This window comes from Sphingobium fluviale, assembly GCF_004122115.1.
Classification (GTDB): domain Bacteria; phylum Pseudomonadota; class Alphaproteobacteria; order Sphingomonadales; family Sphingomonadaceae; genus Sphingobium; species Sphingobium fluviale.
Window position 1 is genome coordinate 14,602 of record NZ_SBKP01000007.1, and the last position, 25,000, is coordinate 39,601.

Genomic DNA, 25,000 nt, shown 5'->3' on the forward strand with positions numbered 1-25,000 from the left:
GTTCGATGCAAAGCCCCCGACGCCTCCTCATCCCGTTGTGGCCGATATTCAAACGAGTGGTGGTGGGTGTCTATGATGATGGGTTCATTCACGCGGGCAATCTCGCTTATCTATCGCTGCTAGTTTTGTTTCCTTTCTTTCTTCTCGCCGCCTCAGTCGCCAGCATCTTTGGTCAGACACAGGATGGCACGGAGGCGGTGAACGCCTTCCTGCGTGCGGTGCCTCCTAATGTGGAAGCGGTATTGCGGCAGCCGATCCATGATGTGATCCACGCGCGCACTGGTTCCGGCATCGTCTGGCTCGGCCTTGGAGTCGCGGCATGGACCAGCGCGAGCCTTATCGAGACAATCCGCGATATATTGCGGCGCGCCTATGGCACGGACAGCACAGAACCTTTCTGGCGGCATCGCCTTTTGTCATTCGGCATTGTATTTCTGAGCGTCCTCGGCACGATGATATCCTTTTCAGCGCAGGTAGCGATGGAGGGTGTGGATCAGTTTATCCGACGCGTCGTGCCGTTTGCAGACAATGCCGCAGCGCTTATCAGTGCCACACGGCTGGTGCCACTCGTCGTTCTGTGTATCGCGCTTTACGGGCTGTTTTATTCGCTGACACCCCGCAAATATCGCGCGCCGCACTATCCAAAATGGCCGGGCGCTGTGCTTACTGCGCTGTGGTGGTATTGGACCGTGTTAATCCTGCCGTGGGCGCTATCGCATCTTTCGACATATAACATGACCTACGGCAGCCTAGCTGGCGTGATGATTACCCTCATTTTTTTCTTTGTCGTGGGGCTTGGCGTGGTAATTGGCGCTGAACTGAACGCGGCGCTGGCGGAAATGGTGGCGCGCAATCAGGCCAATGACAGGGAAAAACAAGAGGTGGACCACGCATGACGGGTTTGATGGCAGGGAAGAAGGGGCTGATCATGGGCCTCGCCAACGACAAGTCTCTCGCTTGGGGCATATCCAAGGCGTTGCATGCGCAGGGCGCGGAGCTGGCGTTCTCCTATCAGGGCGAGGCGCTGGAAAAGCGCGTTCGTCCGCTTGCTGCCGAAGTTGGCTCGGATTTTCTGATCCCCTGCGATGTGTCTGACATGGCCCTGCTGGACGCGACATTCGAGGCGGTGGCGGCGAAGTGGGGCAGCCTCGATTTCGTTGTCCACGCTATCGGCTTTTCAGACAAGAGCGAGCTGCGCGGGCTCTATGTCGATACCAGTCTGGACAATTTCCTGCTGACGATGAACATCTCTGCCTACAGCTTTGTTGCGCTGGCCAAGCGCGCGCGGGCGCTGATGCCCAATGGCGGCAGCTTGCTCACGCTCAGCTATTACGGCGCGGAGAAGGTGATCCCACACTATAACGTGATGGGCGTTGCCAAGGCCGCGCTGGAAACGAGCGTCAAATATCTCGCGATGGACCTTGGGCCGGAGAATATCCGGGTCAATGCCATTTCCGCCGGGCCGATCAAGACGCTGGCTGCATCGGGCATTGGTGATTTCCGTTATATCCTCAAATGGAACGAGCTGAACTCGCCGATGCGCCGCAACGTGACTATCGAGGATGTCGGCGGGGCGGGGTTGTATCTGCTCAGTGATCTCGCCAGCGGCGTCACCGGAGAGATCCACCATGTTGATGCAGGCTATAACGTCATCGGCATGAAGGCAGAGGACGCGCCAGACATCGCGCTCGACAAATGAGTTTCAACACATTCGGTCGCGTTTTTCGCTTAACCACATGGGGTGAGAGCCACGGCCCCGCCATCGGCGCGGTGGTGGATGGGTGCCCACCGGGATTGGCCTTGAGCGAGGCGGACATACAGCCTTTTCTCGATAAGCGCCGCCCTGGCACATCCAAGTTCACCACACAGCGGCAGGAGCCGGATCAGGTCCGTATTCTTTCAGGCGTGTTTGAGGGGCGCACTACCGGCACCCCGATCAGCCTGATGATCGAGAATGTCGATCAGCGGTCCAAGGATTATGGCGACGTTGCCAAGGCCTATCGGCCCGGACATGCCGACTATGCCTATGACGCCAAATACGGATTTCGCGATTATCGCGGAGGTGGGCGATCCAGCGCGCGGGAAACCGCATCGCGCGTGGCGGCGGGCGCGGTGGCGCGGCTCGTGGTGCCGGAAGTATCGATCCTGGGCTATGTCAGCGCGATTGGCGGCGACGCGATCAACCCCGCAAACTTCGATGCGGCGGAGATCGGCAACAATGCCTTCTTCTGCCCGGATGCGCAGGCGGCCGCGCGGTGGGAGATACTCGTCGATGGCGCGCGCAAGGATGGTTCCTCGCTCGGTGCCGTGGTTGAATGCGTCGCGACAGGAGTTCCGGCGGGTTGGGGCGCGCCGCTCTATGCCAAGCTCGATGCTGAACTTGCCAGTGCATGCATGAGCATCAACGCGGTGAAGGGTGTAGAGATCGGTGACGGTTTTGCGGCGGCGACGTTGCGCGGTGAAGAGAATGCTGACCCGATGCGTCCCGGCGAAAACGGATCGCCTGAATTCCTCGCCAATCATGCGGGCGGGATCGCGGGAGGCATATCGACCGGCCAGTCGATCCGGGTGCGTGTCGCATTCAAGCCGACCAGCTCGATTTTGGTCCCCGTCGAGACGATCACGCGCGAGGGCGAGGCCTCCGAGATCATCACTAAGGGGCGGCATGACCCCTGCGTAGGTATTCGTGGCGTGCCGGTGGTCGAAGCGATGATGGCGCTGGTGTTGGCGGACCAGAAACTGCTTCACAGGGCGCAATGCGGGTAATCATCCGCTAAGCGACGCCAAATCCCCCACTGCTACACGCCCTACCCCCTCCGGCACCGCATTCATACCGAACAGTGCGCCTTCACTATTGAACTGACCCAGCCGCCGTAGCGCCATTGGCACGGCATTGCCCTCTTGCCGTGCGCCTGTTTCCGGCTGTTGCGTGACTACGATGCAGCGCGAGCAGGGCTTAGGCAGACGCAGGAGGATGCCGCCTACCTCCAATACTCTCCAGCCGCGTTCCGCCCATGCATTCTCCACGCCGGACAGCACAATGTTTGGACGAAAGCGCTCCATCTCCACTGGTGTATCCAGCACCGCATTGAGCGCAGCAAGTGAGTCCTCGCTTGTCACCAGAATCGGGAAGCCGTCGGCAAAGCTAACTACATCTCTTGCATTGGAATAGGCCCGGTTCACGGCCCTGTGCGTTGTTTCCGGCATATAAACGAGGCGCAGTGGCTGGTCGGCCACATCCGAAACCAAGCGGCATGCCTCATTCTTTACCACATAGGCGCCCACCGTGTCGCGCCAGACGGTAACGGGTGTCAGCGCGCCATCCGATAAGGTTGCAGGCAGAAGGGCCTCTCCTTCGGACGCGCGCAGGAGGAAGCCGTCTTCGTCGAGGCTCACCGCGATTCGCGCCAGCGCCGGCACCTCCCTCCGGGTGACGAAGCGGCCCTGAGCGTCGATAATCATCCAGCGCCGATCCCCCGCAAGCCCGCGCGGTGTGACCTCGGCCTCTTGAAGCATGACCGGGCCGAGGCTCTTCACGGGATAGATGGCAAGCGCGCTTATGTGCATGATCACCCCATAACAAAAGCCCGCCCGGAAGCGAACCTCCGGGCGGGCTGTTATTTCTGCTCAAGCGAGCGGTGAACTTACTCCACGTCTTCCGTCGTGAAATCGTCGCCCTGCACCTTGGCCAGCGGGTCGTCGCCGATCGCGGCTTCCGGGCCCTGCATCAGCTCATATGCATGCTCTTCGGCCGCGGATTGCGGCGCGATGAGGTGCGCTTCGATGCTGCGCAGCGAGGCGCGGAGCGCGGCATCGCGGCTGTTCGCCGTGACGCGCAGGCGGTTCATGCCCGCACCGGTGCCCGCCGGGATCAGGCGGCCGACGATGACATTCTCCTTGAGGCCGACGAGCGTGTCCTTCTTGCCCTGAACGGCAGCTTCGGTCAGCACCCGCGTCGTCTCCTGGAACGAAGCGGCGGAGATGAAGCTGCGCGTCTGGAGCGAGGCCTTGGTGATGCCCAGAAGAACCGGCTTACCCTCTGCAGGCTGCTGACCCGCTTCGAGCTTGGCGTTGATCTCGTGCATCTCCTCGGCGTCGAGCTGCTCGCCCGGCAACAGAGTGGTGTCGCCGCCGTTGGTGATCTCAACCTTTTGCAGCATCTGGCGAACGATCACCTCGATGTGCTTGTCGTTGATCTTCACGCCCTGCAAACGATAGACTTCCTGGATTTCGCTGACCAGATATTCGGCCAGCGGCTCGATGCCGAGCACTTCCAGAATGTCATGCGGGTCGGGCGAACCACCGATCAGGTTATCGCCGCGCTTCACATAGTCGCCTTCCTGAACGTCGATCACCTTGGACTTGGGGATCAGATATTCGATCGGCTCGCCACCGTCCTCGGGCTGGATAGCGATCTTGCGCTTCGCCTTATAGTCCTTGAGGAACTGGACGCGGCCTGAGACCTTGGCGATGATCGCGTTATCCTTGGGCTTGCGCGCCTCGAACAGCTCGGCCACGCGCGGCAGACCGCCGGTGATGTCGCGGGTCTTGGCGGCCTCGCGGCTGACACGGGCGAGAACGTCGCCTGCCTGCACCGCCTGGCCATCCTCGACCGAGAGCATCGCACCAATAGCGAGCATGTAGCGCGCGGACTCGCCGCTCTCGTCGTCAAGCAGGGTGAGGCGCGGGCGCAAGTCTTCCTTGGTGCGTGACGAGGCCCGATGCTCGGTGACGACGCGCTGGGCGATGCCAGTCGCTTCGTCGACCTGCTCGGTCAGCGTCTTGCCGTCAATAAGATCCTGATACTTCACCACACCCGGCTTTTCGGTGATCACCGGCATGGTGTAAGGATCCCACTCCGCGATCCGGTCGCCCTTCTTCACCTTGGCGCCATCGGCAAAGCTGATCTGCGCGCCATAGGGCAGGCGGTGCATGGCGCGCTCGCGGCCCTCGTCGTCGATGATCGCCAGCTCGCCGTTGCGGGCGAGGCTGAGTCTGCGGCCACGGCTGTCAACAATCGTCGGCATGTCGCGCAGCTCGATGGTGCCGTCCGAAACCGCTTCGAGGTTGGACGTTTCATTGAGCTGTGCCGCGCCACCGATGTGGAAGGTCCGCATCGTCAGCTGCGTGCCCGGCTCACCGATCGACTGTGCTGCGATAACGCCCACAGCCTCGCCGATGTTGACAGGCGTACCGCGTGCGAGGTCACGCCCGTAGCACTTGCCGCACACTCCCATCTTGCTCTCGCAAATGAGCGGCGAGCGGATCTTGACCGCCTGAATGCCGATGGCCTCGATCTTCGCGATCAGCGCCTCATCGAGCAGCGTGCCCTCGGCGACGAGGATGCTGCCATCCTTGCTGTCAACGATGTCCTCAGCCGTGGTGCGGCCGAGGATGCGTTCACCGAGCGAGGCGATGACATTGCCGCCCTGCACGATGGCCTTCATCTCCAGCGCGCGGTCGGTTCCGCAATCTTCCTCGACGATGGTGCAGTCCTGAGAGACGTCCACCAGACGGCGGGTGAGGTAGCCGGAATTCGCAGTCTTCAACGCCGTGTCCGCGAGGCCCTTGCGCGCGCCGTGGGTGGAGTTGAAATATTCGAGAACGGTGAGGCCTTCCTTGAAGTTCGAGATGATCGGCGTCTCGATGATCTCGCCAGACGGCTTGGCCATCAGGCCGCGCATACCCGCAAGTTGCTTCATTTGCGCCTGTGAGCCACGCGCACCGGAGTGCGCCATCATATAGATGGAGTTGATCGGCGCCATGCGGCCGTTCTCGTCCTTGGGCTGGGCGCGGATCTCGTCCATCATCGCGTTCGCCACCTGATCGCCGCAGCGGGACCAGGCGTCGATCACCTTGTTGTACTTTTCCTGCTGGGTAATGAGGCCGTCCTGATATTGCTGTTCGTAATCAGCAACCTGCGCTTTGGTCTCGTCAACCGTCGCGACCTTGGAGGCGGGGATCACCATGTCGTCCTTACCGAAACTGATGCCGGCCTGGAACGCGTGGCGGAAGCCGAGGCTCATGATCGCGTCGGCAAACAGCACCGTGTCCTTCTGGCCGGTGTGGCGATAGACCTGATCGATCACGTCGCCGATTTCCTTCTTGGTGAGAAGGCGATTGACGATCGGGAACGGCACCTTGTGGCTCTTGGGCAAGCACTCGCCGAGCAGCATGCGGCCTGGAGTGGTCTCGAACCGCTTCATGAAGTGCTGGCCGTTCTCGTCGGTCTGCGGCACACGCGCGATGATTTTGCTGTGCAGCGTCACCGCTTTGGTGAACAGCGCCTGATGCACCTCGGCCATGTCGGAGAACATCATGCCCTCACCCGGCTCGCCTTCGCGCTCCATCGAGAGGTAATAGATGCCCAGCACCATGTCCTGCGAGGGGACGATGATCGGCTTGCCGTTGGCGGGCGAGAGGATGTTGTTGGTGGACATCATCAGCACGCGCGCTTCCAGCTGCGCCTCAAGGCTCAGCGGAACGTGAACGGCCATCTGGTCACCGTCGAAGTCGGCGTTGAATGCCGAGCAGACGAGCGGGTGCAGCTGGATCGCCTTGCCCTCGATCAGCACAGGCTCGAACGCCTGGATGCCGAGGCGGTGAAGGGTGGGCGCGCGGTTGAGCATCACGGGATGCTCGCGGATCACCTCGTCCAGGATGTCCCAGACTTCCTTGCGCTCCTTCTCGACCCACTTCTTCGCCTGCTTCAGGGTCATGGATAGACCCTTGGCATCGAGGCGGGCGTAGATGAAGGGCTTGAACAGCTCCAGCGCCATCTTCTTGGGCAGGCCGCACTGGTGCAGCTTGAGCTCAGGCCCGGTCACGATCACCGAGCGGCCGGAATAGTCTACGCGCTTGCCGAGCAGGTTCTGGCGGAAGCGGCCCTGCTTGCCCTTCAGCATGTCGGACAGCGACTTCAGCGGGCGCTTGTTCGCGCCGGTGATGACGCGGCCGCGGCGGCCGTTGTCGAACAAGGCGTCGACTGCCTCCTGCAACATGCGCTTTTCGTTGCGGACGATGATGTCCGGCGCGCGCAGCTCCATCAGGCGCTTCAAACGGTTGTTACGATTGATGACGCGGCGATAGAGATCGTTGAGATCGGACGTCGCGAAGCGGCCGCCATCCAGCGGCACCAGCGGGCGCAGCTCCGGCGGGATCACGGGCACAACATCGAGGATCATCCACTCCGGCCGGTTGCCGGATTCGAGAAAGCTCTCGACAACCTTCAGGCGCTTGATGATCTTCTTGGGCTTCAGTTCGGATTTGGTGGTGGCGAGTTCTTCGAGCAGTGCCTGTTTCTCGCCCTCAAGGTCGAGCGCGATCAACATCTGTTTGACGGCCTCCGCGCCTATGCCGGCGGTGAAGGCGTCTTCGCCATATTCGTCCTGAGCCTCGATCAGCTCATCCTCATTGAGGAGCTGATAGCGATCAAGCGGGGTCAGGCCCGGCTCGATAACGATGTAGGACTCGAAATAGAGCACGCGCTCCAGCTGCTTGAGCTGCATGTCGAGCAGCAGGCCGATGCGGCTGGGCAGCGATTTCAGGAACCAGATGTGCGCGACCGGGGCGGCTAGCTCGATATGGCCCATGCGCTCACGCCGGACCTTCGATACGGTAACCTCAACGCCGCACTTTTCGCAGACGATGCCCTTGTATTTCATGCGCTTGTACTTGCCGCACAGGCACTCATAATCCTTGATCGGGCCGAAGATGCGCGCGCAGAACAGGCCGTCACGCTCGGGCTTGAAGGTGCGGTAGTTGATGGTCTCCGGCTTCTTGATCTCACCGAAGGACCAGCTGCGGATGCGCTCGGGCGAGGCAAGGCCGATCTGGATCTGGTCGAAGGTTTCCGGCTTCTGGATCGGGTTCGCGAAATTGGTCAGTTCGTTCATGTCTTAATCCCTCATCAGAGGTGAAAATTCCTGGGCGAATGGGGGGGGGCACCACAAGAGGCAGCGCCCCATGCCCCTTATTCCGCGGCTTCCGACAGCTCGTCGCCGTCCTCGGCGATCTCGTCCAGCGCCGCCAGCTCGACATTGAGGCCGAGCGAGCGCATTTCCTTGACGAGCACGTTGAAGCTCTCCGGGATGCCCGCCTCGAACGTGTCGTCGCCCTTGACGATCGCCTCGTAGACCTTGGTGCGGCCCACCACGTCATCGGACTTGACGGTGAGCATTTCCTGCAAGGTGTAGGCCGCGCCATAAGCCTGGAGCGCCCAGACCTCCATTTCGCCGAAGCGCTGGCCGCCGAACTGCGCCTTGCCGCCCAGCGGCTGCTGGGTGACGAGGCTGTAGGGACCGATGGAGCGTGCGTGGATCTTGTCGTCGACAAGGTGGTGCAGCTTGAGCATGTAGATGATGCCCACCGTCACCTTGCGGTCGAACTTGTCGCCCGTGCGTCCGTCATACAGGTCAGACTGGCCGCTCTCGTGCAGGCCAGCGAGCTTCAGCATGTCGGCAACGTCCGCTTCCTTCGCGCCGTCAAACACCGGGGTCGCCATCGGCACGCCGGTCAGCAGGTTGGACGCCAGCTCAACGATCTGGTCATCGTCATAGCCGCGGATCTCGTCGGCATATTTCTCGCCATAGACCGTGAGCAGGCGCTCTTTAACCGCTTCCGGTGGCGCGGCGGCCTCCGGATTGGGGTTGGCTTCGCGCCATTCCTCAAGCGCATGCTTGATTTGCTGGCCCAGACCGCGCGCAGCCCAGCCCAGATGCGTCTCGAATATCTGCCCGACGTTCATGCGGCTAGGCACGCCCAGCGGGTTAAGCACGATATCCACCGGGGTGCCATCCTCCAGGAACGGCATGTCTTCGGCAGGCAGGATGCGCGAGATGACGCCCTTGTTGCCGTGGCGTCCGGCCATCTTGTCACCCGGCTGCAGCTTGCGCTTCACCGCGACGAACACCTTGACCATTTTCAAGACACCCGGCGGCAGCTCATCGCCACGCTGGAGCTTGTCCACACGATCCTCGAACTTGTCGACGATGGTTTTCACCGCCTCGTCATATTGCGCTTTCACTGCTTCGAGGTTCGATTGCACGGCGTCGTCCGCCACGGCAAACTTCCACCAGTCATAGCGTTCAACGCCATCGAGCAGATCTTCGGTGATCAGCTCGCCTTTCTTCACACCCTTGGGCGCTGCGGTGGCGACCTGACCGAGCAGCATCTCACGCAAGCGGTTGAAGGTGGCACGGTTCAAAATGCCGCGCTCGTCCTCACGGTCCTTCGCGAGACGGTCGATCTCCTCGCGCTCGATCGCCATCGCGCGCTCGTCCTTGTCGATGCCGTGGCGGTTGAACACGCGCACCTCGACGATCGTACCCGCAACGCCCGGCGGCAAACGCAGCGAGGTGTCGCGCACGTCGCTTGCCTTTTCACCGAAGATAGCGCGGAGCAGCTTTTCCTCCGGCGTCATCGGGCTTTCGCCCTTGGGCGTGATCTTGCCGACGAGAATGTCGCCCGGCTCCACCTCTGCGCCGATATAGACGATGCCCGCCTCGTCGAGGTTGCGTAGCGCTTCCTCGCCGACATTGGGGATGTCACGCGTGATGTCTTCCGGCCCCAGCTTGGTGTCGCGGGCCATCACCTCAAACTCCTCGATATGGACAGACGTGAACACGTCGTCCTTCACGATGCGCTCGGAGATGAGGATGGAGTCCTCGTAGTTGTAGCCGTTCCAGGGCATGAACGCGACGAGGCTGTTGCGGCCCAGCGCCAGCTCGCCAAGCTCGGTCGACGGGCCATCGGCGATCACGTCTCCCGCGCGGACCAGCTCGCCCACCTTCACCAGCGGGCGCTGGTTGATGCAGGTATCCTGGTTCGACCGCTGGAACTTCATCAGCGTATAGATGTCGACGCCAGACTTGCCCGGCTCCACATCTTCTGTCGCGCGGATGACGATACGGGTCGCGTCGACCTGATCGACGATGCCGGTGCGGCGCGCGGCGATGGCAGCGCCGGAGTCATGCGCTACCGTCTCCTCCATGCCGGTGCCGACGAACGGCGCCTCGGCGCGGACAAGCGGCACCGCCTGGCGTTGCATATTCGATCCCATCAGCGCGCGGTTGGCGTCGTCGTTTTCCAGGAACGGAATGAGCGATGCCGCAACCGAAACGAGCTGCTTGGGAGACACGTCCATCAGGGTGATGGTGTCGGGGATGGCCATCAGGAACTCTCCTGCCTGACGGGCAGAGACGAGATCCTCGATGAAGCGGCCTTCGGCATCCAGCTCGGCGTTTGCCTGCGCAATCGTGTGCTTGGCTTCTTCCATAGCGGAAAGATAGACCACGTCATTCGTCACCTTATGGTCGATGACCTTACGATACGGCGTCTCGATGAAGCCATATTTGTTGACGCGGCTGAAGGTGGCGAGGCTGTTGATAAGGCCGATGTTCGGGCCTTCCGGCGTCTCAATCGGGCATATGCGGCCATAATGTGTCGGGTGCACGTCGCGCACCTCAAAGCCGGCGCGTTCGCGAGTCAGGCCGCCCGGTCCAAGCGCCGAAACGCGGCGCTTGTGGGTGACTTCCGAGAGCGGGTTGGTCTGGTCCATGAACTGCGAGAGCTGGCTGGATCCGAAGAACTCGCGCACCGCCGCCACTGCGGGCTTGGCGTTGATAAGGTCGTTCGGCATCACGGTGGATACGTCCACGCTCGACATGCGCTCCTTCACGGCGCGCTCCATGCGCAGCAGGCCAACGCGATACTGGTTCTCCAGCAGCTCACCCACCGAGCGGACGCGGCGGTTGCCGAGATTGTCGATATCGTCGATCTCGCCCTTGCCGTCCTTCAGGTTCACCAGCTCCTTGACGACGGCGAGAATATCCTCGCGGCGCAGGGTGGTGATCGTGTCCTCGGCGTCGAGGCCAAGTCGCATGTTGAGCTTGACGCGGCCCACGGCCGAGAGGTCATAGCGCTCGGCGTCGAAGAACAGACCTGCGAACAGCGCCTCCGCCGTTTCGCGGGTCGGCGGCTCGCCGGGGCGCATCACGCGATAGATATCCGCGAGTGCATGATCGCGGTCTTCGGCCTTGTCGGCCTTCAGCGTGTTGCGGATCCACGGGCCGGTGGTGACATGATCGATGTCGAGCAGCTCGATGCGATCGATGCCTGCCTTATCGAGCTTTTCGAGGTTTTCAGGAGAAACCTCGTCGCCCGCCTCGATGTAGATTTCGCCCGTCGTCTCGTTGATGAGGTCATAGGCGGAATAGCGGCCGAAAATCTCCTCGGTCGGGATCAGCAGCGTCTCAAGTCCGTCCTTGCCGGCCTTGTTGGCAGCGCGGGGGCTGATCTTCTGCCCGGCGGGGAACACGACTTCGCCTGTCTTGGCGTCGATGATGTCGAACGTGGGCTTCTGGCCGCGCCACGCCTCGACGGTGAACGGAATCTGCCAGCCACCTTCGCCGCGCAGGAACGTCACCTTGTTATAAAACTCGCCGAGGATTTCCTCGTTGTTGAGGCCAAGCGCGTGGAGCAGCGCTGTTACAGGGAGCTTGCGCTTGCGGTCGATACGGACGTTGACGATGTCCTTGGCGTCGAATTCGAAATCGAGCCAGCTGCCGCGATAGGGGATTACGCGCGCAGCGAACAGATATTTGCCGCTGGAGTGGGTCTTGCCCCGGTCATGATCGAACAGCACGCCGGGCGAACGGTGCATCTGGCTGACGATCACGCGCTCGGTGCCGTTGATGAAGAAGGTGCCGTTCTTGGTCATGAGCGGCATGTCGCCCATGTATACGTCCTGCTCCTTGATATCGAGGACCGAGCGGGTGTCTGTGTCCTGATCGACTTCAAACACGATGAGGCGCAACGTCACGCGCATCGGTGCGGCGAAGGTGATGCCCCGCTGGCGACATTCCTCGACGTCGTATTTCGGGTCTTCCAGCTCGTAGTGGACGAAGTCCATCTCGGCTGTGCCGGCGAAATCGCGGATCGGGAACACGCTGCGCAGCGTCTTTTCCAGCCCAGAGACATAGCCGATCTTGGGGTCGGAGCGCAGGAACTGTTCATAGCTCTCACGCTGCACCTCAATGAGGTTTGGCATCTGCACCACTTCATGGATGTTGCCGAATACCTTGCGGATGCGCTTTTTTGCTGTCGGGGTGGGGGCAGCCTTGGTCGCCATAGTCTCATTCGCCTTTTTGGACGGGTGCAAATCAAAAAATCTTTCGCATCGCAGCGAAAATTCAGCCGATTCGCGGACGCAGGCTGGGCCTGCGTCAACGCAAAAAAGTGCGGGCCGGGGCTGTCCGATCCGCACTGTCAGCGATTGGAAACCTCTCGATTTTGTCCCATTCGTCGCGGTCTGATCGCCATTCAGACCGTGGCCCGGACAAGGAGAGGCGCAGTGCCCGAAGGCTCCGCGTTCCAACACCATATAGGGTGGCTGTAGGAAATTGGGAAGGGATAATTTACTGCGCTGCTGCACCCACCCGGATTATCAGCGCCTGGCTGATGCCAGGATCAGCCGCCTTAAGGGCCTTGTCTAGCGCGCTGACGAGGTGGTTGACGTCAACCGCACTGAAAGGGGAGACGCGCAGGCGGGCAAAGTCCATCCCGGCCACCATCGCCACTGACCGCAGCTTCGCGATCGATGTGCCTAGCCGCGCCGCAGCCGCCGGATCATGCGCGCGCAGCACCAGCGTGAAACGCAAAATGCCTTCCATACGCGCACCGTCAATGATCGGCACCGCGATCTCGTCCATCGGCACAAGCGTCGCGCTGCCACCCTTGCCCCCGCTTTCGGATGCTTCAGCCGGACCGGCCAGCAACCCGGCGCCCGAAAGCGCGGCCATCATGCCAATGAAAAGCGGGCGGCGGGGCAGTGTGAGGCGGCGGCGGAGAGCGGGCATTTTCCTATAATAGGAAGGAAACCCTCAACCGCAGACGTGAAAGGCCGCGCATTCATGAGCCGGGATCAGAAACCCAAGGCCGTCAAGGCGGTGGCGATAGTTGGAGGCGGCGGTGGCGCACCTGCCGATCATGCCAGCGCGCCGCAAGGTGCCGAAGAGGAGCACCTACCGGAAGCACACGCCCCGGCTAAGGCTGCTTTGCCGCTTTTTCCGGCACTGCTGTTCCTGATCGGCTGCGCGCTTGGCGGCGCGGCGCTCACCGCATTGCCGCACCACATGCCGGAACTTGCCGCGTTGCTCTATGGAAACAAGCAGTGAAGCGGGCAGGCTTGCTGGCCGCCACGCTGCCGTTGATATTGGGAACGACAGCGCCGGAGGCGGTGCGCCCAGTGCCTGCCGCTCCTGTGGTCTTTGCGAGCCCGGCGCCTGTGATACCGCTCAGCAGCGCGCGCCTGCCCGGCTTTGCGGCGGAACTCGCCAACCGTCCGCTGCCGCGCGGGCCGGAGTTGTGGGCGGGGCCGTCACCCGAAAGTGCGCTGGAGCAGCTGGCCGTGGCTCATAACTCTGAAAGGCAGGCTGCGCGGTGGGACTATGCGCTGGGCCAGATCGGCGCGCGGCGCGCGTCAGAAGCGCTCGGCGCTCTCGATACGATGCTGGCCGACGACGCCGACATGGCGCTAGTGCCGGGCTATCGACTGGCGCGGGGTGTCGCGCTCGCCATGCTTACCCGCCCGGCCGAGGCGCTGACGATGCTGACCGACCCGATGCTGGCGCGCAACCCGGAGGCGTGCCTGTGGCGCTTGCTGGCGCAGGTGCAGGCACAGAGGGCAGGGCCGGCAATGGCGGAGCTGAAATGCGCAATCCCGGCGGTGAACGCGCGGCGGCTGGAGAGCGCGGGCACCTTTATTCGCGCTGCGGCCTGGGCGGCGATCCGCACCAACAATGCCGGTTCCGCGCTTGATTGGCTGGCGCAACTGCCGGATAATGACGGCGCGGCCAACATCCTGCGCGGTGAGGCGCTGATCGCGCTGGGGAATTTGCCGGAAGGGCGGTTGCGGCTGGACCGGGTGCGGCAGGGCGGCGGGCCGGAGCACCGGATCGAGGCGGAGTTGGCGCTGGTGGAGGCGCTCGTCGCCCGTCATCAAATGCCGGTTCCAGAGGCACTCAAGCGCACGGAGCGCATCTTGTTCCTGTGGCGCGGCGGAGATGTGGAACAGAGAGCGTTCACGCTCGGCTATGATCTGGCCGAGCAAAAGCGGGATGCCGTAGCCGCATTGCGCTTTGGCGGCATGCTGCTGCGTTATGGCGCGCCGGGTGCGCGGGCGGGGGAGATATTGGCGGCGTGCCAGCAGCGGATGTTCACCATTCTCGACCCTGCGAGCAAGCTGAAGCTGGAGGACGCGGCGGGGCTGTTCTGGGACAATCGTGACCTTGCACCCACGGGGCCGCGGGGCGACCGGATGCTGGACCTGCTGGCCGGGCGACTGGCCGGGGCGGGGCTTTATGAGCGCGCGGCGGACTTGCTGAGCTATCAGATGCGCGCCCGCGCCAAGGATGTAGAGAAAGGCCCCGTCTCTGCGCAGGTGGCGCGGCTCTATCTGCTCGGAGGGCTGCCGGGCAAGGCGATCCTCGCCTTGCGGGAGAGCGAGCAGCCGGCCTATCCCCCAGCGATCCTTGCCGCGCGGCGGCATGCGCAGGCGGTGGCGCTCTATCAGTTGGGGCGGGTCGGTGAGGCGCTGGCCCTGACCGAGGACCAGCCGGAGATGGCAGGCCTTCGCGCAGAGATGCTGTGGCGGCGGCGGGACTGGCGCGCACTGGCGGCGGCAGAGGGCGCGGTTCCTGCCAAAGGGGCGCTCTCAGCTGTCGATCAGGCGCTGATCCTGCGCCGCGCGGTGGCCCTCGCGATGCTGGGGGACGAGCGGGGCGTGGCTGCGTTACGGGGGCGCCACGGGGCGGCGTTCGCGCGCCTGCCTTCCGGCCCCGCCTTCGCGCTGCTGACCGGCCCGGCGAGCGCGATGACGAGCGATGGTATAACCCGCGCTATGGCGGCGATTCCGGTTGTGTCGGTGGCTGGGGAGGATGACGCGCTGCTTGACGCTTTGCCTCCCACGCCCGCGCCACCCCCTCATAAATAATCGTTGAGGCTTAGTTTCGAGAGCTTGGCGAAGATCGAATAGCTCGCCTCCAGCACCATCTGCTGGCGCGTGAGGTCTATCGCCACCTGCGCGAGATCGGCGTCCTCGTTTTTCGAGACGATATCCTGCCACAGCAGGCTGCGGTCCTGCGCGCGCTGGGTGAGGGTGTCTATCTGCTGCAGGCGCAGGCCATTATCGGCCTGGGCGGTGCGGAGCTGGGTGAGGCCGCTGTCGAGATAGGTCAGCGCCTCGTTCATCTTGGCGCTCTGGGCCGCGGTCGGCGTGGTGCCGAAGGTGCCGGCTTCGGCGAGCGAGCGAAAGGCGAGAAAGAGATCGTTGCCCACATCGCTCGCCAGCAGGCCATACTGGATTTGTTGCCCCTCGGCGACTTCGGCGGTCGCCTTCACCTGATCGTTGGTGAAGACAGTGGCGGGCGTGGTGCCGATGAGGTTGGCGAGCTGGTCCACCTTAAAGGGTGTATCCAACGTCTGTCCGCCGCCGAACAGCGCCACCCCGCGCTCGCTGGCGTTAAGGCTGGTGCGATAGCTGTGGAACGCGCCCTCGATCGCCGCCTGAAGGCCGGTGGTCTGCCCGGTGCCGATTGCCTGCATCAGCGTCTGACGCAGTGACCCGGTTGCGGTGTCGATCGTCGACATGCTGGCGTCGTAGATCGAGAGTGTGGTCGAGACCTGATCGCCGGTGGCGGCGTGGGCATCGGCGCGGGCGAGCATCGCATGGGCGGAGAGGATGCGCGGCGCCACGCTGCCAAGGTCGGCATAATCGAGCGCCTTCTTGCCGGTGGATATGCGCTGTTGCGTGACGGCGAGATCGGCCTGTGCGCGCTGGATCGCGCTCGCCATTGTGTTCTGCAGCGGTATGGAGGCGACGCGGGTCATCGCATCATCTCGATCAGCGTGTCATACATCTGGCTGGCAGCGGTTATCACGCGGGCGGACGCGCCATAGCTGTTTTGCAGTACCACCATCTGCGAGAGTTCCTCATCGAGGTTCACGCCGGAGAAGCTGTCGCGCCGGTTGACCGCGTCTGCTTTACGCGCGGTGGCGTCGGTCATGCGGTCCTGCGCCAGCGCGGCGGCGGAGCCGATGCCGCCGACCAGATCGCTGGTGTAGCGTTGCAGGCTCGCCATGCCATGGCCGGAGAAATCACGCACCGCGTTGAGCGCATTAACCATGGAGAGGGCGCCGCTGACGTCGCCACTGCCCAGCGCCCGGCTGCCGATGGCGATGCCGGACTGGAGCGTAGCGAGCGGCAGGCGGCTGGGGTTGCCGACCAGCTCCTTGCGCACCGCGCCGCTCTCTATGCCCGCCCATGCGCCGGTGAGGCCCGAAAGAGCGGTGAAAGTGCGCCCGGTGCCTGCCCGATCGGTCGAGTCCGAGGGGATGGAGAGGCGCGCGCCCGCATAGCCGGGCTGGGGCGTGAAGACGAAGCGGCCCTTCGCGTCCATGCTGACGCTGCCATAGGCGGAGAGCGCGCTGGCGTTGAGGCTGGTGACGAGCGCGCCGAAGGTGCCGCCCGTCTGCGGGCTGAGCGATGCGCTGGCGAGTTCGCGCCCGGTCGCGTCGCGCAGCATCAGCTCCACCGTCTGGCCGGTGATGAAGCCATGCGGATCGGTGGCGGCGAAGCCGGTTGGGGTGAGCGCGCTGTCTGCGCTCTGGATCACGTCGTTTAGCCCGAAGAACTGCGAGAAGCCTACGCCCGCGCGGTCGGACGGCGGGGTTCCTTGGCCGATGGAAAGGCCGTTGCCGGGCGCGGTGGCTATGATGCTGAGCACGCCTTGCGCGTCTATGCTCGCGGTCGCTGCGCCACCCAACCCAGCGTTGATCGCGGCAACAGCAGTGTTGACGGTTGCGCCCGCACCCAATGCGCTGAAATCTATCGTCGTGGTGGCCACGAGTGTGCCCTGCGCGTCCGTCACCGCGAACTGCGCCTGCCCGGAAAAGCCGAGCCGGTCCATGCCCAGCAGCCCGGTGGCTCGTCCGCCGAGTGCGTTGGGCGGCGGCATGGCGGTGGCGGCGTTGGAGGCGCTGTTCACCGCTTCGGCCAGCCCGCCGAACAGCAGGCCGAGCTGGTCGGTGAAGCCGGGAACCACGCTGTCCCGCAGATTGACCAAGCCGCCAATCGCGCCGCCGCTTGCCGCGCCGGAGAGCTGGTCGCCGGTCGATGCGCCGGGAGTGCCCGCGTCATCGGCAAAGCGGATGGCGATGGGTGGATATTTACCCTGCGCCACCCCGCCGCCGGGGATCGCGTAATCCAGCTGGCGCAGCTGCCGATCAAGCAGCACCTTGCCGTCCGCGCTGTCAATCGTGATACGCCCGTCGGTCTGGTGGCGCACGGTGACGGAAATGAGGCCGGACAGCTCCTCGATGCTTTGCATCCGCCTGTCTGCCGCGCCGGAGGAACTGCGCCCCAGCCCATCCAGCCGCGCGACCTCGCCGTTCAGCTGATGGATGCGCAGCAGCAGGCTGTTGGCGCGCTCGACATCATAGCCGATCTCGGCCTCGACATCGGCTTGCACTTGGTTGGCGTCCTGCCCAAGTTGCTGGAGCGAGGCGATAGCGTCGCGCACTTGCGCCACGAAATTGCCGACTGTCTGCGGCGAGTTTGGCAGGCCGGTCATCGCCGTGGCGGCGGCGGAAAGCGCGTCTATGCGCGCAGGGATACCGCCCTCCGCTCCAGGTTGGCCGAGCAGCGATTGCAGCCGGTCGAGATAGCCTGCCTCCACCTCCGCCCGCCCGGCTTCGCCTGCGCGGCCATAGACCAGGTCTTCGAGGAACTGGTCGGCGATGCGGCTTGGCTCGCCGACATTGACGCCGGTCACGCGGCCCTGCACCACGGCGGTAGTAAGGCTCACTGCCTCGCGCGCATAGCCGGGCGTGCCGACATTGGCGATATTGGTGGATACGGTTTTGAGAGCAGCCTGTGCGGCGGAAAGGCCGGATCGGGCGGAGCTGAATATATCCGTCAGCGACATGGCGAGGATTTCCTCATCGCTTGAGGTTACTCACTTCCTGAAGCATGTCGTCCACCGTCGTAATAATGCGCGAAGCGGCGCTATATGCGCGCTGAAAGCGTATCATATTGGTGAATTCCTCCGCCAGATCGACGGTAGACCCCTCCAGCGTGCCGGACGAGATCGCGCCCGCGCCCAGCACGGTCGGCTCGTTCAGCGCAGGCGCGCCGGAGCCGTCCGACATCGAAAAGCCATTGCCCGGCAGGCGCGTGAGGCCATCGGGGTTGGGGAAGGTGGCGAGCGGAAGCTGATACAGCTCGCGCGCGGTGCCGTCTTCAAAGATTGCGGAGAGGCGGCCCTGCTTGTCTACCTCGACCGAGGCGATGTTGCCGAGCAGGCCACCGTTGACGATCGAGCTGATCATCGCGCTGGTGCTGCCGAACTGGGTGAGGCCATCGAGGCCGTTCTGTGTGCCGAGTTCGAGCTGGATCGGGTCTGCCGCCGCGCTGTTGGTCCATACCGGTGTGATCGTGCCGAACAGGGCAGGGCTGCTGTTCGCTACATCGAGGCTGCCGTCCGGGTTGAAGGTGATCGTGCCGCTTACCAGCAGGCCGTTGGCGGCGGTGACGTCGCTCGCGGGAGTAGCGTATATTTCCGCCTGCCAGACGTTCGGCGCCGTCTTGAGGAAGGAGAGGTTGAGGCGGTGCGGGCCGCCCTGTGCATCAAACACATCGAGCGAGCGGGAGAAGGCGGGCGTCACCGCACCCGTCGCCATGTTGCCCGCAGCATAGGCGCCGGTGAACGCGGTTGTCGTCGATTGCAGGTTGGCGCGCATCTGAAGGCGGGTCGTCGCCGTAGCGGTGCCGGTCAGCTCGCCCACTCTAACGGGGCTAAGCGCAGACAGATTGCCGGTGTTGACATAGTTGCCGTTGTTGTCGAGCGCCCAGCCCTGAAGATAATAGCCCGCGCTGTTGCGCAAAAAGCCCTCCTCATCGGGCCGGAACGAGCCTGCGCGCGTGAATGCGATCTGGTCTGTCGGGTTGATGCCGCTGCGCGTTACGAAAAAGCCCGCGCCATCTATGCCGAGATCGGTGGTGCTGGAGGAAGCCTGCAGCAGGCCCTGCTTGGAGATCATCGCATGCGGTGCGGCGGCCACACCGCCCGCAGAATAGGAGGTGACGATCGTGCCGTCGGTCACAAGACTGCGGAACTGTGCCTCCACGCCCTTATAGCCCACCGTGTTGATGTTGGTGATGTTGTCGGCCACCGTCGCCATCGCGCTCGATTGCGCGGATAGGCCGGATACGCCTGCATAGAGCGCGGAATATAGGCTCACCTTACACCCTCCTCAAAGGCGGCGAGCGCACCACACACTCCCGCTTCCCCATTATAGGAAGCCGCGCACCATCCCCCCAAATCCGGCAAGTCTTGCCGCGTTTTTCGCGACACCCGGAAATTTTTGCCGCGCGCCTTCCTATAATGGCTGCAGGCACCGTTCGGGGATGGACATGCTGAAGATACGCCTGCGTCAGGGAGAGAAGATGGTGGTGAACGGCGCGGTGCTGCGCGCCGGCGCGCCGACCACGCTCTGGCTTGAAAATGACGCGGCGATATTGCGCGGGCGGGAGGTCATGCGGCCGGAGGAGGCCGATACTCCCGCCCGCCGCCTCTATTTCTCCTGCATGATGGCCTATCTCGATCCTGCACGCAGGCAGCACCATCAGCACGACCTTGTTGCCCTGCTCGATGACCTGCTGTGCGCACTCGAAAGCCCGCACGCCAAGGCTGCGTGCGCGGCTTTGGCCTGCGACGCCGCGAACGGGCAGTATTACCGCGCGCTGGCGCACTGTCGCACATTGATCGAGCATGAAGCCGCACTGCTGGGACTGGCGGCGGACAGCGTGAAGCACTGATGCGCGCCTCGCTGGCCGATGCCGCGCGCATCATCGCGCAGCTGCCTCCGACGAGCGTCTATGGCCGGGTGGCGGCAGCGCATGGTTCGCTGATCGAGGTCGAAGGGCTGCTGCGTCATGCCAGCATCGGCGCGCATATCCGCATCGAGGCGGACGGTGATCTGCTCGATGCCGAAATTACGGGGCTGGACCGCGATGTCGCCCATTGTCTGCCCTTTTGCGAGCCACGCGGGCTGGCGGTAGGTGCGCGGGCGCATTTATGCGCGGGGCAGGAGACGATCCGCCCGTCGCGCGCGTGGCTGGGGCGTATGGTCGATGGGCTGGGTCGGCCGGTGGACGGCAAGGGGCCGCTGCCGATGGGCGGCGCGGCAAGGCCGATGCGGGCCGAGCCTCCGCCCGCCGCCGCAAGGGCGCGGGTCGGGGCGAGGGTCGAAACCGGCGTTCGCGCGCTCGATCTGTTCGCGCCCTTGTGTGTGGGGCAGAGGCTCGGCCTCTTCGCCGGGTCGGGCGTCGGTAAATCGGTGTTGCTCTCGATGCTGGCGCGCTGGACTGCATGCGATGTCGCGGTGATCGGCCTCGTCGGCGAACGCGGTCGCGAGGTGCAGGAGTTTATCGAGGATGATCTGGGGCCGGAAGGCCTCGCCCGATCGGTGCTGGTGGTGGCGACTTCGGATGCCCCCGCGCTGATGCGGCGGCAGGCGGCGTGGACCACGCTCGCGGTGGCGGAATATTTCCGCGATGCCGGGCTGCATGTGCTGTGCCTGATGGATTCGGTGACGCGCTTTGCGATGGCGCAGCGGGAGATCGGGTTGGCAAATGGCGAACCGCCGGCCTCGCGCGGATATACGCCCTCGGTCTTTGCCGAGCTGCCCCGCCTGCTGGAGCGCGCCGGGCCGGGGCGGGAGGGGGAAGGCTCGATCACCGGGCTGTTTACGGTGCTGGTAGACGGCGGAGACCATGACGAGCCGGTGGCCGATGCGGTGCGCGGCATATTGGACGGGCATGTCATCCTCTCTCGCCATATCGCCGAGCAGGGGCGCTATCCGGCGGTGGATTTGCTGAAATCGGTGTCGCGCACGCTGCCGCACTGCCTCTCTCCGGCGCAAAATGCCTTGCGCACGCAGGCGCGGGCGCTGCTCTCACTGCATGGCGACATGGAGGAGATCGTGCGGCTGGGCGCCTATCAGGCGGGCAGCAATCCGCAAGTCGATCGCGCCATCGCGCTCGGCCCGCGCATCGAGGAGATGCTGCGGCAAGGCAAGGATGAGCCGGGCGATGCTCAAGCCGCTTTCGCCAAACTGGCGGAGATACTGGAACCGCAAGGAGAAGCGCATGAAAACGCCTTATGACCCCGTGGTACGCATCGGCAAGCGCGACGTCGAAAGGCTGCGCGACGCGCTGCGGCAGGAGATGGTGCGGGTATCTGGACTGGTACACGAGGCCGCAAAGCTGGCGCAGCACGTGCGGGAAGAGTGCCGGCTGGCCGAGCTGGATGCCACATTGCGCACCGATGGCTGGGTGCGCGCGAGAAAGGCACAGGCAGAGCAGATTGCCCAGCAGCGGGTTGATGCCGAGACGGGGTTGAACCAGCTGCGCGAGCAGGCGCTGACCGCCTATGGCAAGTTGCGCGCGGCGGAGAAGACGGCCAGCGCCTATCTCGATAAGGCGCGAGCTGAAGCGGAACGCAAGGCGCAAGCGGAGGCCGACGACTACGACACAGCGCGGCGTCTGCTGAAGTCGAAACGCCGGGAGCGGTTGACCCGCTCCATAGGAGCTCAAGAGCAGGCGGATGCGGCCTGAGCTTGCGGCGCTCTCGCCAGGAGAACGGGCGCGAGCGCTGCTCTCTGTTGCCCGGACGGAGCTGGATGGCAGGCTGTGGCGCGCGGCGCTGGGCGAGGCGGAAGGGGCTGGAGCATCTTCTTTGGCATATGCACCCCGCTCAGATGGGCTGGAGGCGCTGTTGCAGCAGGCTGTGGGCGCACGGCCAGTGCGGCACGATACCACGATTGCGACATCGGCTCCCACCATAGCCATCCCGGCAGCGCTTGCCCCTGCCAACGCGCGCTATGGCGGGATGCTCGACGCTGCATCCGCACGCACCGGCATCCCTGCCGCAACGCTCTCCGCCATCATCGGTGCGGAGGCGGGGCGAGGGCCAGACGGCGCCTGGAACCCGCATTCCCGCAATCCCCGATCCAGCGCGGCCGGGCTGGGGCAGTTCCTCTCTGGCACATGGCTGGGGCTGGCGCGGCAGGACGGGACCTGGCTTAACCGCTATGCGCGGGGCCATGGGCTGATCGATGCGGCGGGACATATCGCGCCGGGCGCGAAGAGCGCGCTACTGGCTCTGCGTTACACACCGCAGGCTGCGATCGAGAGCGTGGCGGATTATGCCCGCGCCAACGTCTCCCAGTTGCGCCGGGCGGGCGTGGCGGTGGGAGAGGGAGCGGCAGATGTCGCCCGCGCCGCCTATATCGGCCATCATCTGGGGCCGGGAGACGCTCTTCGCTTCTATAAGGGAGAGTTGTCGTCTGTGCGCGCTCATGCGCTGCTTGCGGCCCAGATCGGCACGGAAAAGGCGGCGCATCGCGTTGCTCAGGCGGGAGACGCCGCCCGTGCGCATCGCGGCTGGCTGCTTGGCTATGTCGAAAAACATATAGGATAGGTAATCCTACTTATAGGACATTTCAGGATAAGTAGAAGCCCTGTGTCCCATTGTGTCCCCAGGCAGCAAGTCAGTGCTGCGTCGCATTGCTCAGGGGATAACCAATGTCGAAAGCTACCGAACTTCTTGAGGCCGCCGTCGCCGAAGTGATCGCAAACCGCCCGGCCGAGGGCGAGCGCCAGACCGCGCGCCAGCGAATCATGGCCGACCGCGCGTTTGCCACTGTGCTGCGTATCATCGCGCCGCGCATCCGCCACTTTATCAAGCAATATGGCCTTACCGCCCATTGGGACGATGCCGAGCAGGTGTGTGCCATCGGTGTTCACCGCGCCATCGAGGCCTATGATCCCGACAAGGCGATGTTCACCACCTTTGTGAACTGGCAGCTGCGTGGCGAGCTGCAAGGGCTGCGCTTTCGCCTGATGGATGACCAGCGCCCCTCCGCAAAGAAGGTGGAGGCCACCACCATCTCGCTGCATGCGATGGAGCGCGGGGCGGACGGCGAGGACATGCCGCTGGAGAGCATGATCGAGGATGAATATGCCGAGGAACGCACCGAGGCGGCCGCGGCCGATCATCTGGCGGAACAGACCTGCGCCGCGCTGATGGACGAATATGTGCGCCACCTGCGCAGTGTCGGCATCGCGCAGTTAAAGCGCAAGACTGCGGCAGCCCGCCCACTCGCCACCCGGCGCGAACGATCAAGCGCGCTGCCGGTCTATGTCCAGAGCCGCACCGCAAGGATCGACCCGGAGGAACTGCGCAAGCTGGACGAGCGTATCGCGCGGGATTGTGACATCGTGCGCCGCCACTTGTTCGGTCAAGGTGAGGATATCAGGGAGGACACAGAGCTGGGCCTGACGCGCGAGCGAATCCGCCAGATCACCCGCCGCGCCGCGCGCCTGATGAGCGAGCTTGCCGCCGGGAACACCCGCTTCGCGATGCATGGTGAGGAGGAGACGCCGACTATGCTGCCGCGCGCCAGCCATGAACTGGGCCACTCAGCGCCAGTTCGCGTTACTGAGCCTGAGCTGGAGCCGCTGGATTCTCCGCCTGTCCCGGCGCTAGCTCTTGCAAGCGCTGTCCGCCACTAACGCCTCTTTTCTGCACCCCCAACAGCCTCGGCGTCCCTCCTTGCCTGGAGGGACGCTTTTTTTGCTCCATTTAGGATGCAATTTCTTGGCCCATTATATTTCTTACAAAGCGGACATGATAGGGGCATGATTGCGGGGCGCGCCCTGCATCAGTTACCGGGTCAGGAAAATAAGAAGGCATGTCCAGCGGAACGAGTATGAAACAGGCGATACGCAGTTCATCGGCGCAAGGCCGGGCAGAGGCGCCAGACAGAAGCAGCATTGCCATAGACCCGTATCGGACCATTATATTCCCTAATGCGGTGCGCGAACGGAGGCTGGAGGCGGGCATTTCTTCCCAACTTGCTCTCTCAGCCCTCGTGCCCCGGTTGCCATACATCCGCCTGTCGAAGATCGAGCGGGGAGAGGTGTTTGCCCGCGCCGAAGAGATGCTGTGTGTTGCCGAGGTGCTGGGCCTCAATGATCCGGCAGATCTGCTGGTCGATGTGGAGGCTCCGGGCTTTTCGATGACAGCGTGGGCAGGTGCGCGGGGGGATGACCGCGTAATGGCGCGCGAGGCAGAAGAACTGGCAATGCTGCTGGGGGCGGCGTTGCGGCGGCTGCGCGCCGGGCAACCCGCGCTCACGCTTGCGCGGCTGCAGGAGGAGTATCGGCTGCCCTCTGTCATCGTGTCGCGGATCGAGAATGCGGTGAAGCCTTTTCATCGGTGGAATACAGAAACGATCAGCGGCTTATGCGTGCTGTTCGGGGTGCCGGATCGGGCAGGGCTGATCGCGCTGCTGTGGGGCGAGTTTGCTATGGGGGCACTGGCGGAATGGCTGGAGCGCATCCCCGGCGCGGCAGAGCGCGAGGCGCGGACCCGTGAACGGATTGTCGCCCTGCGCGTCGAGATGGCACGAATAAAGAAAGATGCACGGCCAATAGGGGGGCAGACGCCTCTTTCTTCTTCCGTTCGGCGCGAGGGAGCAGGTTCGTCTGGTGAGCTGCTTCAGGTGATGGGAGTGCCGCTGGGCGATGGCCTGATCGAGCTGTTTCCCAATCCGCAATATGTCGCAGCCCCTCTGGGGTCCGGGAAGGACGCCTATGCGCTGCGGATGTGCCGCGCATCCCTCGGTGCGGCGATACCGGGTAATGCTGTGCTGATTGTCGACCCGGCACGTGTGCCTATGACGGGCGGGTTGGCTGTGCTGCGCGAGGGCGAGGGGCTCAGGGTGCTCGCTCTTTCGAGTGACAAGCAAGGCAGGCTGATCGGACACAGCAGTAATCCTGCCAAGGAGATACCGCTTGATACCGTGCCGACCGTTGAGCTTGCCACCGTCACGGCGGTGTTGTTCTCCTAGGGTCTGTAGGGATTCAGACCATATC

Annotated in this window: 18 protein-coding genes; 11 read left to right on the forward strand and 7 right to left on the reverse strand. The window is 63.8% G+C overall.

Annotated elements, in window-relative coordinates; genetic code table 11:
- Positions 1 to 5: 5 nt before the first annotated feature.
- Genes EQG66_RS08405 through aroC form a run of 3 tightly spaced genes read left to right on the forward strand, consistent with a single transcriptional unit; the run spans position 6 to position 2,766 of the window.
- Complete coding sequence (locus EQG66_RS08405; RefSeq protein WP_129404154.1) at positions 6 to 896, forward strand: YihY/virulence factor BrkB family protein; 891 nt, start codon at positions 6 to 8, stop codon at positions 894 to 896.
- Positions 893 to 1,699, forward strand: a complete 807-nt coding sequence (fabI, locus tag EQG66_RS08410; RefSeq protein WP_129404155.1) for an enoyl-ACP reductase FabI — start codon at positions 893 to 895, stop codon at positions 1,697 to 1,699. Before EQG66_RS08405 ends, fabI begins: the two co-directional genes overlap by 4 nt.
- Entirely contained in the window at positions 1,696 to 2,766 is a 1,071-nt protein-coding gene (gene aroC / locus EQG66_RS08415; RefSeq protein WP_129404156.1) for a chorismate synthase, read from the forward strand. The genes fabI and aroC overlap by 4 nt, the downstream gene beginning before the upstream one ends.
- Here the strand turns inward: aroC and EQG66_RS08420 are convergent, their stop codons facing one another.
- The 4 genes from EQG66_RS08420 to EQG66_RS08435 all read right to left on the reverse strand — a co-directional run bounded on the left by EQG66_RS08420 (position 2,767) and on the right by EQG66_RS08435 (position 12,857).
- The gene (locus EQG66_RS08420) at positions 2,767 to 3,567 is read right to left on the reverse strand and encodes an MOSC domain-containing protein (RefSeq protein WP_129404157.1); all 801 of its coding nucleotides are present in this window, start codon (positions 3,565 to 3,567) and stop codon (positions 2,767 to 2,769) included.
- A gap of 77 nt (positions 3,568 to 3,644) precedes the next feature.
- Positions 3,645 to 7,895 (reverse strand): DNA-directed RNA polymerase subunit beta', encoded by a 4,251-nt coding sequence (rpoC, locus tag EQG66_RS08425; protein WP_129404158.1) that lies wholly within the window; start codon positions 7,893 to 7,895, stop codon positions 3,645 to 3,647.
- Positions 7,896 to 7,972: 77 nt separating this feature from the next.
- Positions 7,973 to 12,130, reverse strand: coding sequence for a DNA-directed RNA polymerase subunit beta (rpoB, locus tag EQG66_RS08430; protein WP_129404159.1), 4,158 nt, complete (start codon positions 12,128 to 12,130; stop codon positions 7,973 to 7,975).
- 286 nt (positions 12,131 to 12,416) lie between these two features.
- Positions 12,417 to 12,857, reverse strand: a complete 441-nt coding sequence (locus EQG66_RS08435; RefSeq protein WP_245987962.1) for a hypothetical protein — start codon at positions 12,855 to 12,857, stop codon at positions 12,417 to 12,419.
- 54 nt (positions 12,858 to 12,911) lie between these two features.
- Here EQG66_RS08435 and EQG66_RS08440 point away from each other — a divergent pair, with 54 nt between their 5' ends.
- The gene (locus tag EQG66_RS08440) at positions 12,912 to 13,175 is read left to right on the forward strand and encodes a hypothetical protein (protein ID WP_129404160.1); all 264 of its coding nucleotides are present in this window, start codon (positions 12,912 to 12,914) and stop codon (positions 13,173 to 13,175) included.
- Positions 13,172 to 14,992, forward strand: a complete 1,821-nt coding sequence (locus EQG66_RS08445; protein ID WP_129404161.1) for a hypothetical protein — start codon at positions 13,172 to 13,174, stop codon at positions 14,990 to 14,992. Before EQG66_RS08440 ends, EQG66_RS08445 begins: the two co-directional genes overlap by 4 nt.
- Here EQG66_RS08445 and EQG66_RS08450 read toward each other — a convergent pair.
- The 3 genes from EQG66_RS08450 to EQG66_RS08460 are packed head-to-tail and all read right to left on the reverse strand — an operon-like array spanning position 14,983 to position 19,299.
- The gene (locus EQG66_RS08450; RefSeq protein WP_129404162.1) at positions 14,983 to 15,888 is read right to left on the reverse strand and encodes a flagellin N-terminal helical domain-containing protein; all 906 of its coding nucleotides are present in this window, start codon (positions 15,886 to 15,888) and stop codon (positions 14,983 to 14,985) included. The genes EQG66_RS08445 and EQG66_RS08450 overlap by 10 nt on opposite strands.
- A complete protein-coding gene (locus tag EQG66_RS08455) occupies positions 15,885 to 17,984 on the reverse strand; it encodes a flagellar hook-associated protein FlgK (RefSeq protein WP_129404163.1) in 2,100 nt (699 codons plus the stop codon). The genes EQG66_RS08450 and EQG66_RS08455 overlap by 4 nt, the downstream gene beginning before the upstream one ends.
- 13 nt (positions 17,985 to 17,997) lie before the next feature.
- On the reverse strand, positions 17,998 to 19,299 hold the full coding sequence (locus EQG66_RS08460; RefSeq protein ID WP_129404164.1) for a flagellar hook protein FlgE: 1,302 nt from the start codon (positions 19,297 to 19,299) through the stop codon (positions 17,998 to 18,000).
- A gap of 172 nt (positions 19,300 to 19,471) precedes the next feature.
- On the opposite strand from EQG66_RS08460, the gene EQG66_RS08465 reads away from it, so the two are divergent.
- The 6 genes from EQG66_RS08465 (at position 19,472) to EQG66_RS08490 (ending at position 24,975) form a co-directional block, all read left to right on the forward strand.
- Positions 19,472 to 19,876, forward strand: coding sequence for a flagellar biosynthesis repressor FlbT (locus tag EQG66_RS08465; protein ID WP_129404165.1), 405 nt, complete (start codon positions 19,472 to 19,474; stop codon positions 19,874 to 19,876).
- A complete protein-coding gene (gene fliI, locus EQG66_RS08470) occupies positions 19,876 to 21,225 on the forward strand; it encodes a flagellar protein export ATPase FliI (protein WP_129404166.1) in 1,350 nt (449 codons plus the stop codon). Before EQG66_RS08465 ends, fliI begins: the two co-directional genes overlap by 1 nt.
- A complete protein-coding gene (locus tag EQG66_RS08475) occupies positions 21,209 to 21,676 on the forward strand; it encodes a hypothetical protein (protein WP_129404167.1) in 468 nt (155 codons plus the stop codon). Before fliI ends, EQG66_RS08475 begins: the two co-directional genes overlap by 17 nt.
- Positions 21,666 to 22,541 (forward strand): peptidoglycan-binding protein, encoded by an 876-nt coding sequence (locus EQG66_RS08480; protein WP_129404168.1) that lies wholly within the window; start codon positions 21,666 to 21,668, stop codon positions 22,539 to 22,541. Before EQG66_RS08475 ends, EQG66_RS08480 begins: the two co-directional genes overlap by 11 nt.
- Before the next feature lie 104 nt (positions 22,542 to 22,645).
- A complete protein-coding gene (locus EQG66_RS08485; RefSeq protein ID WP_181951794.1) occupies positions 22,646 to 23,635 on the forward strand; it encodes a sigma-70 family RNA polymerase sigma factor in 990 nt (329 codons plus the stop codon).
- Positions 23,636 to 23,832: 197 nt separating this feature from the next.
- Positions 23,833 to 24,975 carry an XRE family transcriptional regulator gene (locus EQG66_RS08490; RefSeq protein WP_129404169.1) on the forward strand — a complete coding sequence of 381 codons (1,143 nt, stop codon included), beginning with the start codon at positions 23,833 to 23,835 and terminating at the stop codon, positions 24,973 to 24,975.
- Positions 24,976 to 25,000: the final 25 nt, after the last annotated feature.

What these genes read in the sequence shown, in the direction of transcription:
- EQG66_RS08405 (WP_129404154.1), top strand. Translation starts at nt 6, where the DNA reads ATGCAAAGCCCCCGACGCCTCCTCATCCCGTTGTGGCCGATATTCAAA.
- fabI (WP_129404155.1), top strand. Translation starts at nt 893, where the DNA reads ATGACGGGTTTGATGGCAGGGAAGAAGGGGCTGATCATGGGCCTCGCC.
- aroC (WP_129404156.1), top strand. Translation starts at nt 1,696, where the DNA reads ATGAGTTTCAACACATTCGGTCGCGTTTTTCGCTTAACCACATGGGGT.
- EQG66_RS08420 (WP_129404157.1), bottom strand. Translation starts at nt 3,567, where the DNA reads ATGCACATAAGCGCGCTTGCCATCTATCCCGTGAAGAGCCTCGGCCCG.
- rpoC (WP_129404158.1), bottom strand. Translation starts at nt 7,895, where the DNA reads ATGAACGAACTGACCAATTTCGCGAACCCGATCCAGAAGCCGGAAACC.
- rpoB (WP_129404159.1), bottom strand. Translation starts at nt 12,130, where the DNA reads ATGGCGACCAAGGCTGCCCCCACCCCGACAGCAAAAAAGCGCATCCGC.
- EQG66_RS08435 (WP_245987962.1), bottom strand. Translation starts at nt 12,857, where the DNA reads ATGCCCGCTCTCCGCCGCCGCCTCACACTGCCCCGCCGCCCGCTTTTC.
- EQG66_RS08440 (WP_129404160.1), top strand. Translation starts at nt 12,912, where the DNA reads ATGAGCCGGGATCAGAAACCCAAGGCCGTCAAGGCGGTGGCGATAGTT.
- EQG66_RS08450 (WP_129404162.1), bottom strand. Translation starts at nt 15,888, where the DNA reads ATGACCCGCGTCGCCTCCATACCGCTGCAGAACACAATGGCGAGCGCG.
- EQG66_RS08455 (WP_129404163.1), bottom strand. Translation starts at nt 17,984, where the DNA reads ATGTCGCTGACGGATATATTCAGCTCCGCCCGATCCGGCCTTTCCGCC.
- EQG66_RS08465 (WP_129404165.1), top strand. Translation starts at nt 19,472, where the DNA reads ATGCTGAAGATACGCCTGCGTCAGGGAGAGAAGATGGTGGTGAACGGC.
- fliI (WP_129404166.1), top strand. Translation starts at nt 19,876, where the DNA reads ATGCGCGCCTCGCTGGCCGATGCCGCGCGCATCATCGCGCAGCTGCCT.
- EQG66_RS08475 (WP_129404167.1), top strand. Translation starts at nt 21,209, where the DNA reads ATGAAAACGCCTTATGACCCCGTGGTACGCATCGGCAAGCGCGACGTC.
- EQG66_RS08480 (WP_129404168.1), top strand. Translation starts at nt 21,666, where the DNA reads ATGCGGCCTGAGCTTGCGGCGCTCTCGCCAGGAGAACGGGCGCGAGCG.
- EQG66_RS08485 (WP_181951794.1), top strand. Translation starts at nt 22,646, where the DNA reads ATGTCGAAAGCTACCGAACTTCTTGAGGCCGCCGTCGCCGAAGTGATC.
- EQG66_RS08490 (WP_129404169.1), top strand. Translation starts at nt 23,833, where the DNA reads ATGAAACAGGCGATACGCAGTTCATCGGCGCAAGGCCGGGCAGAGGCG.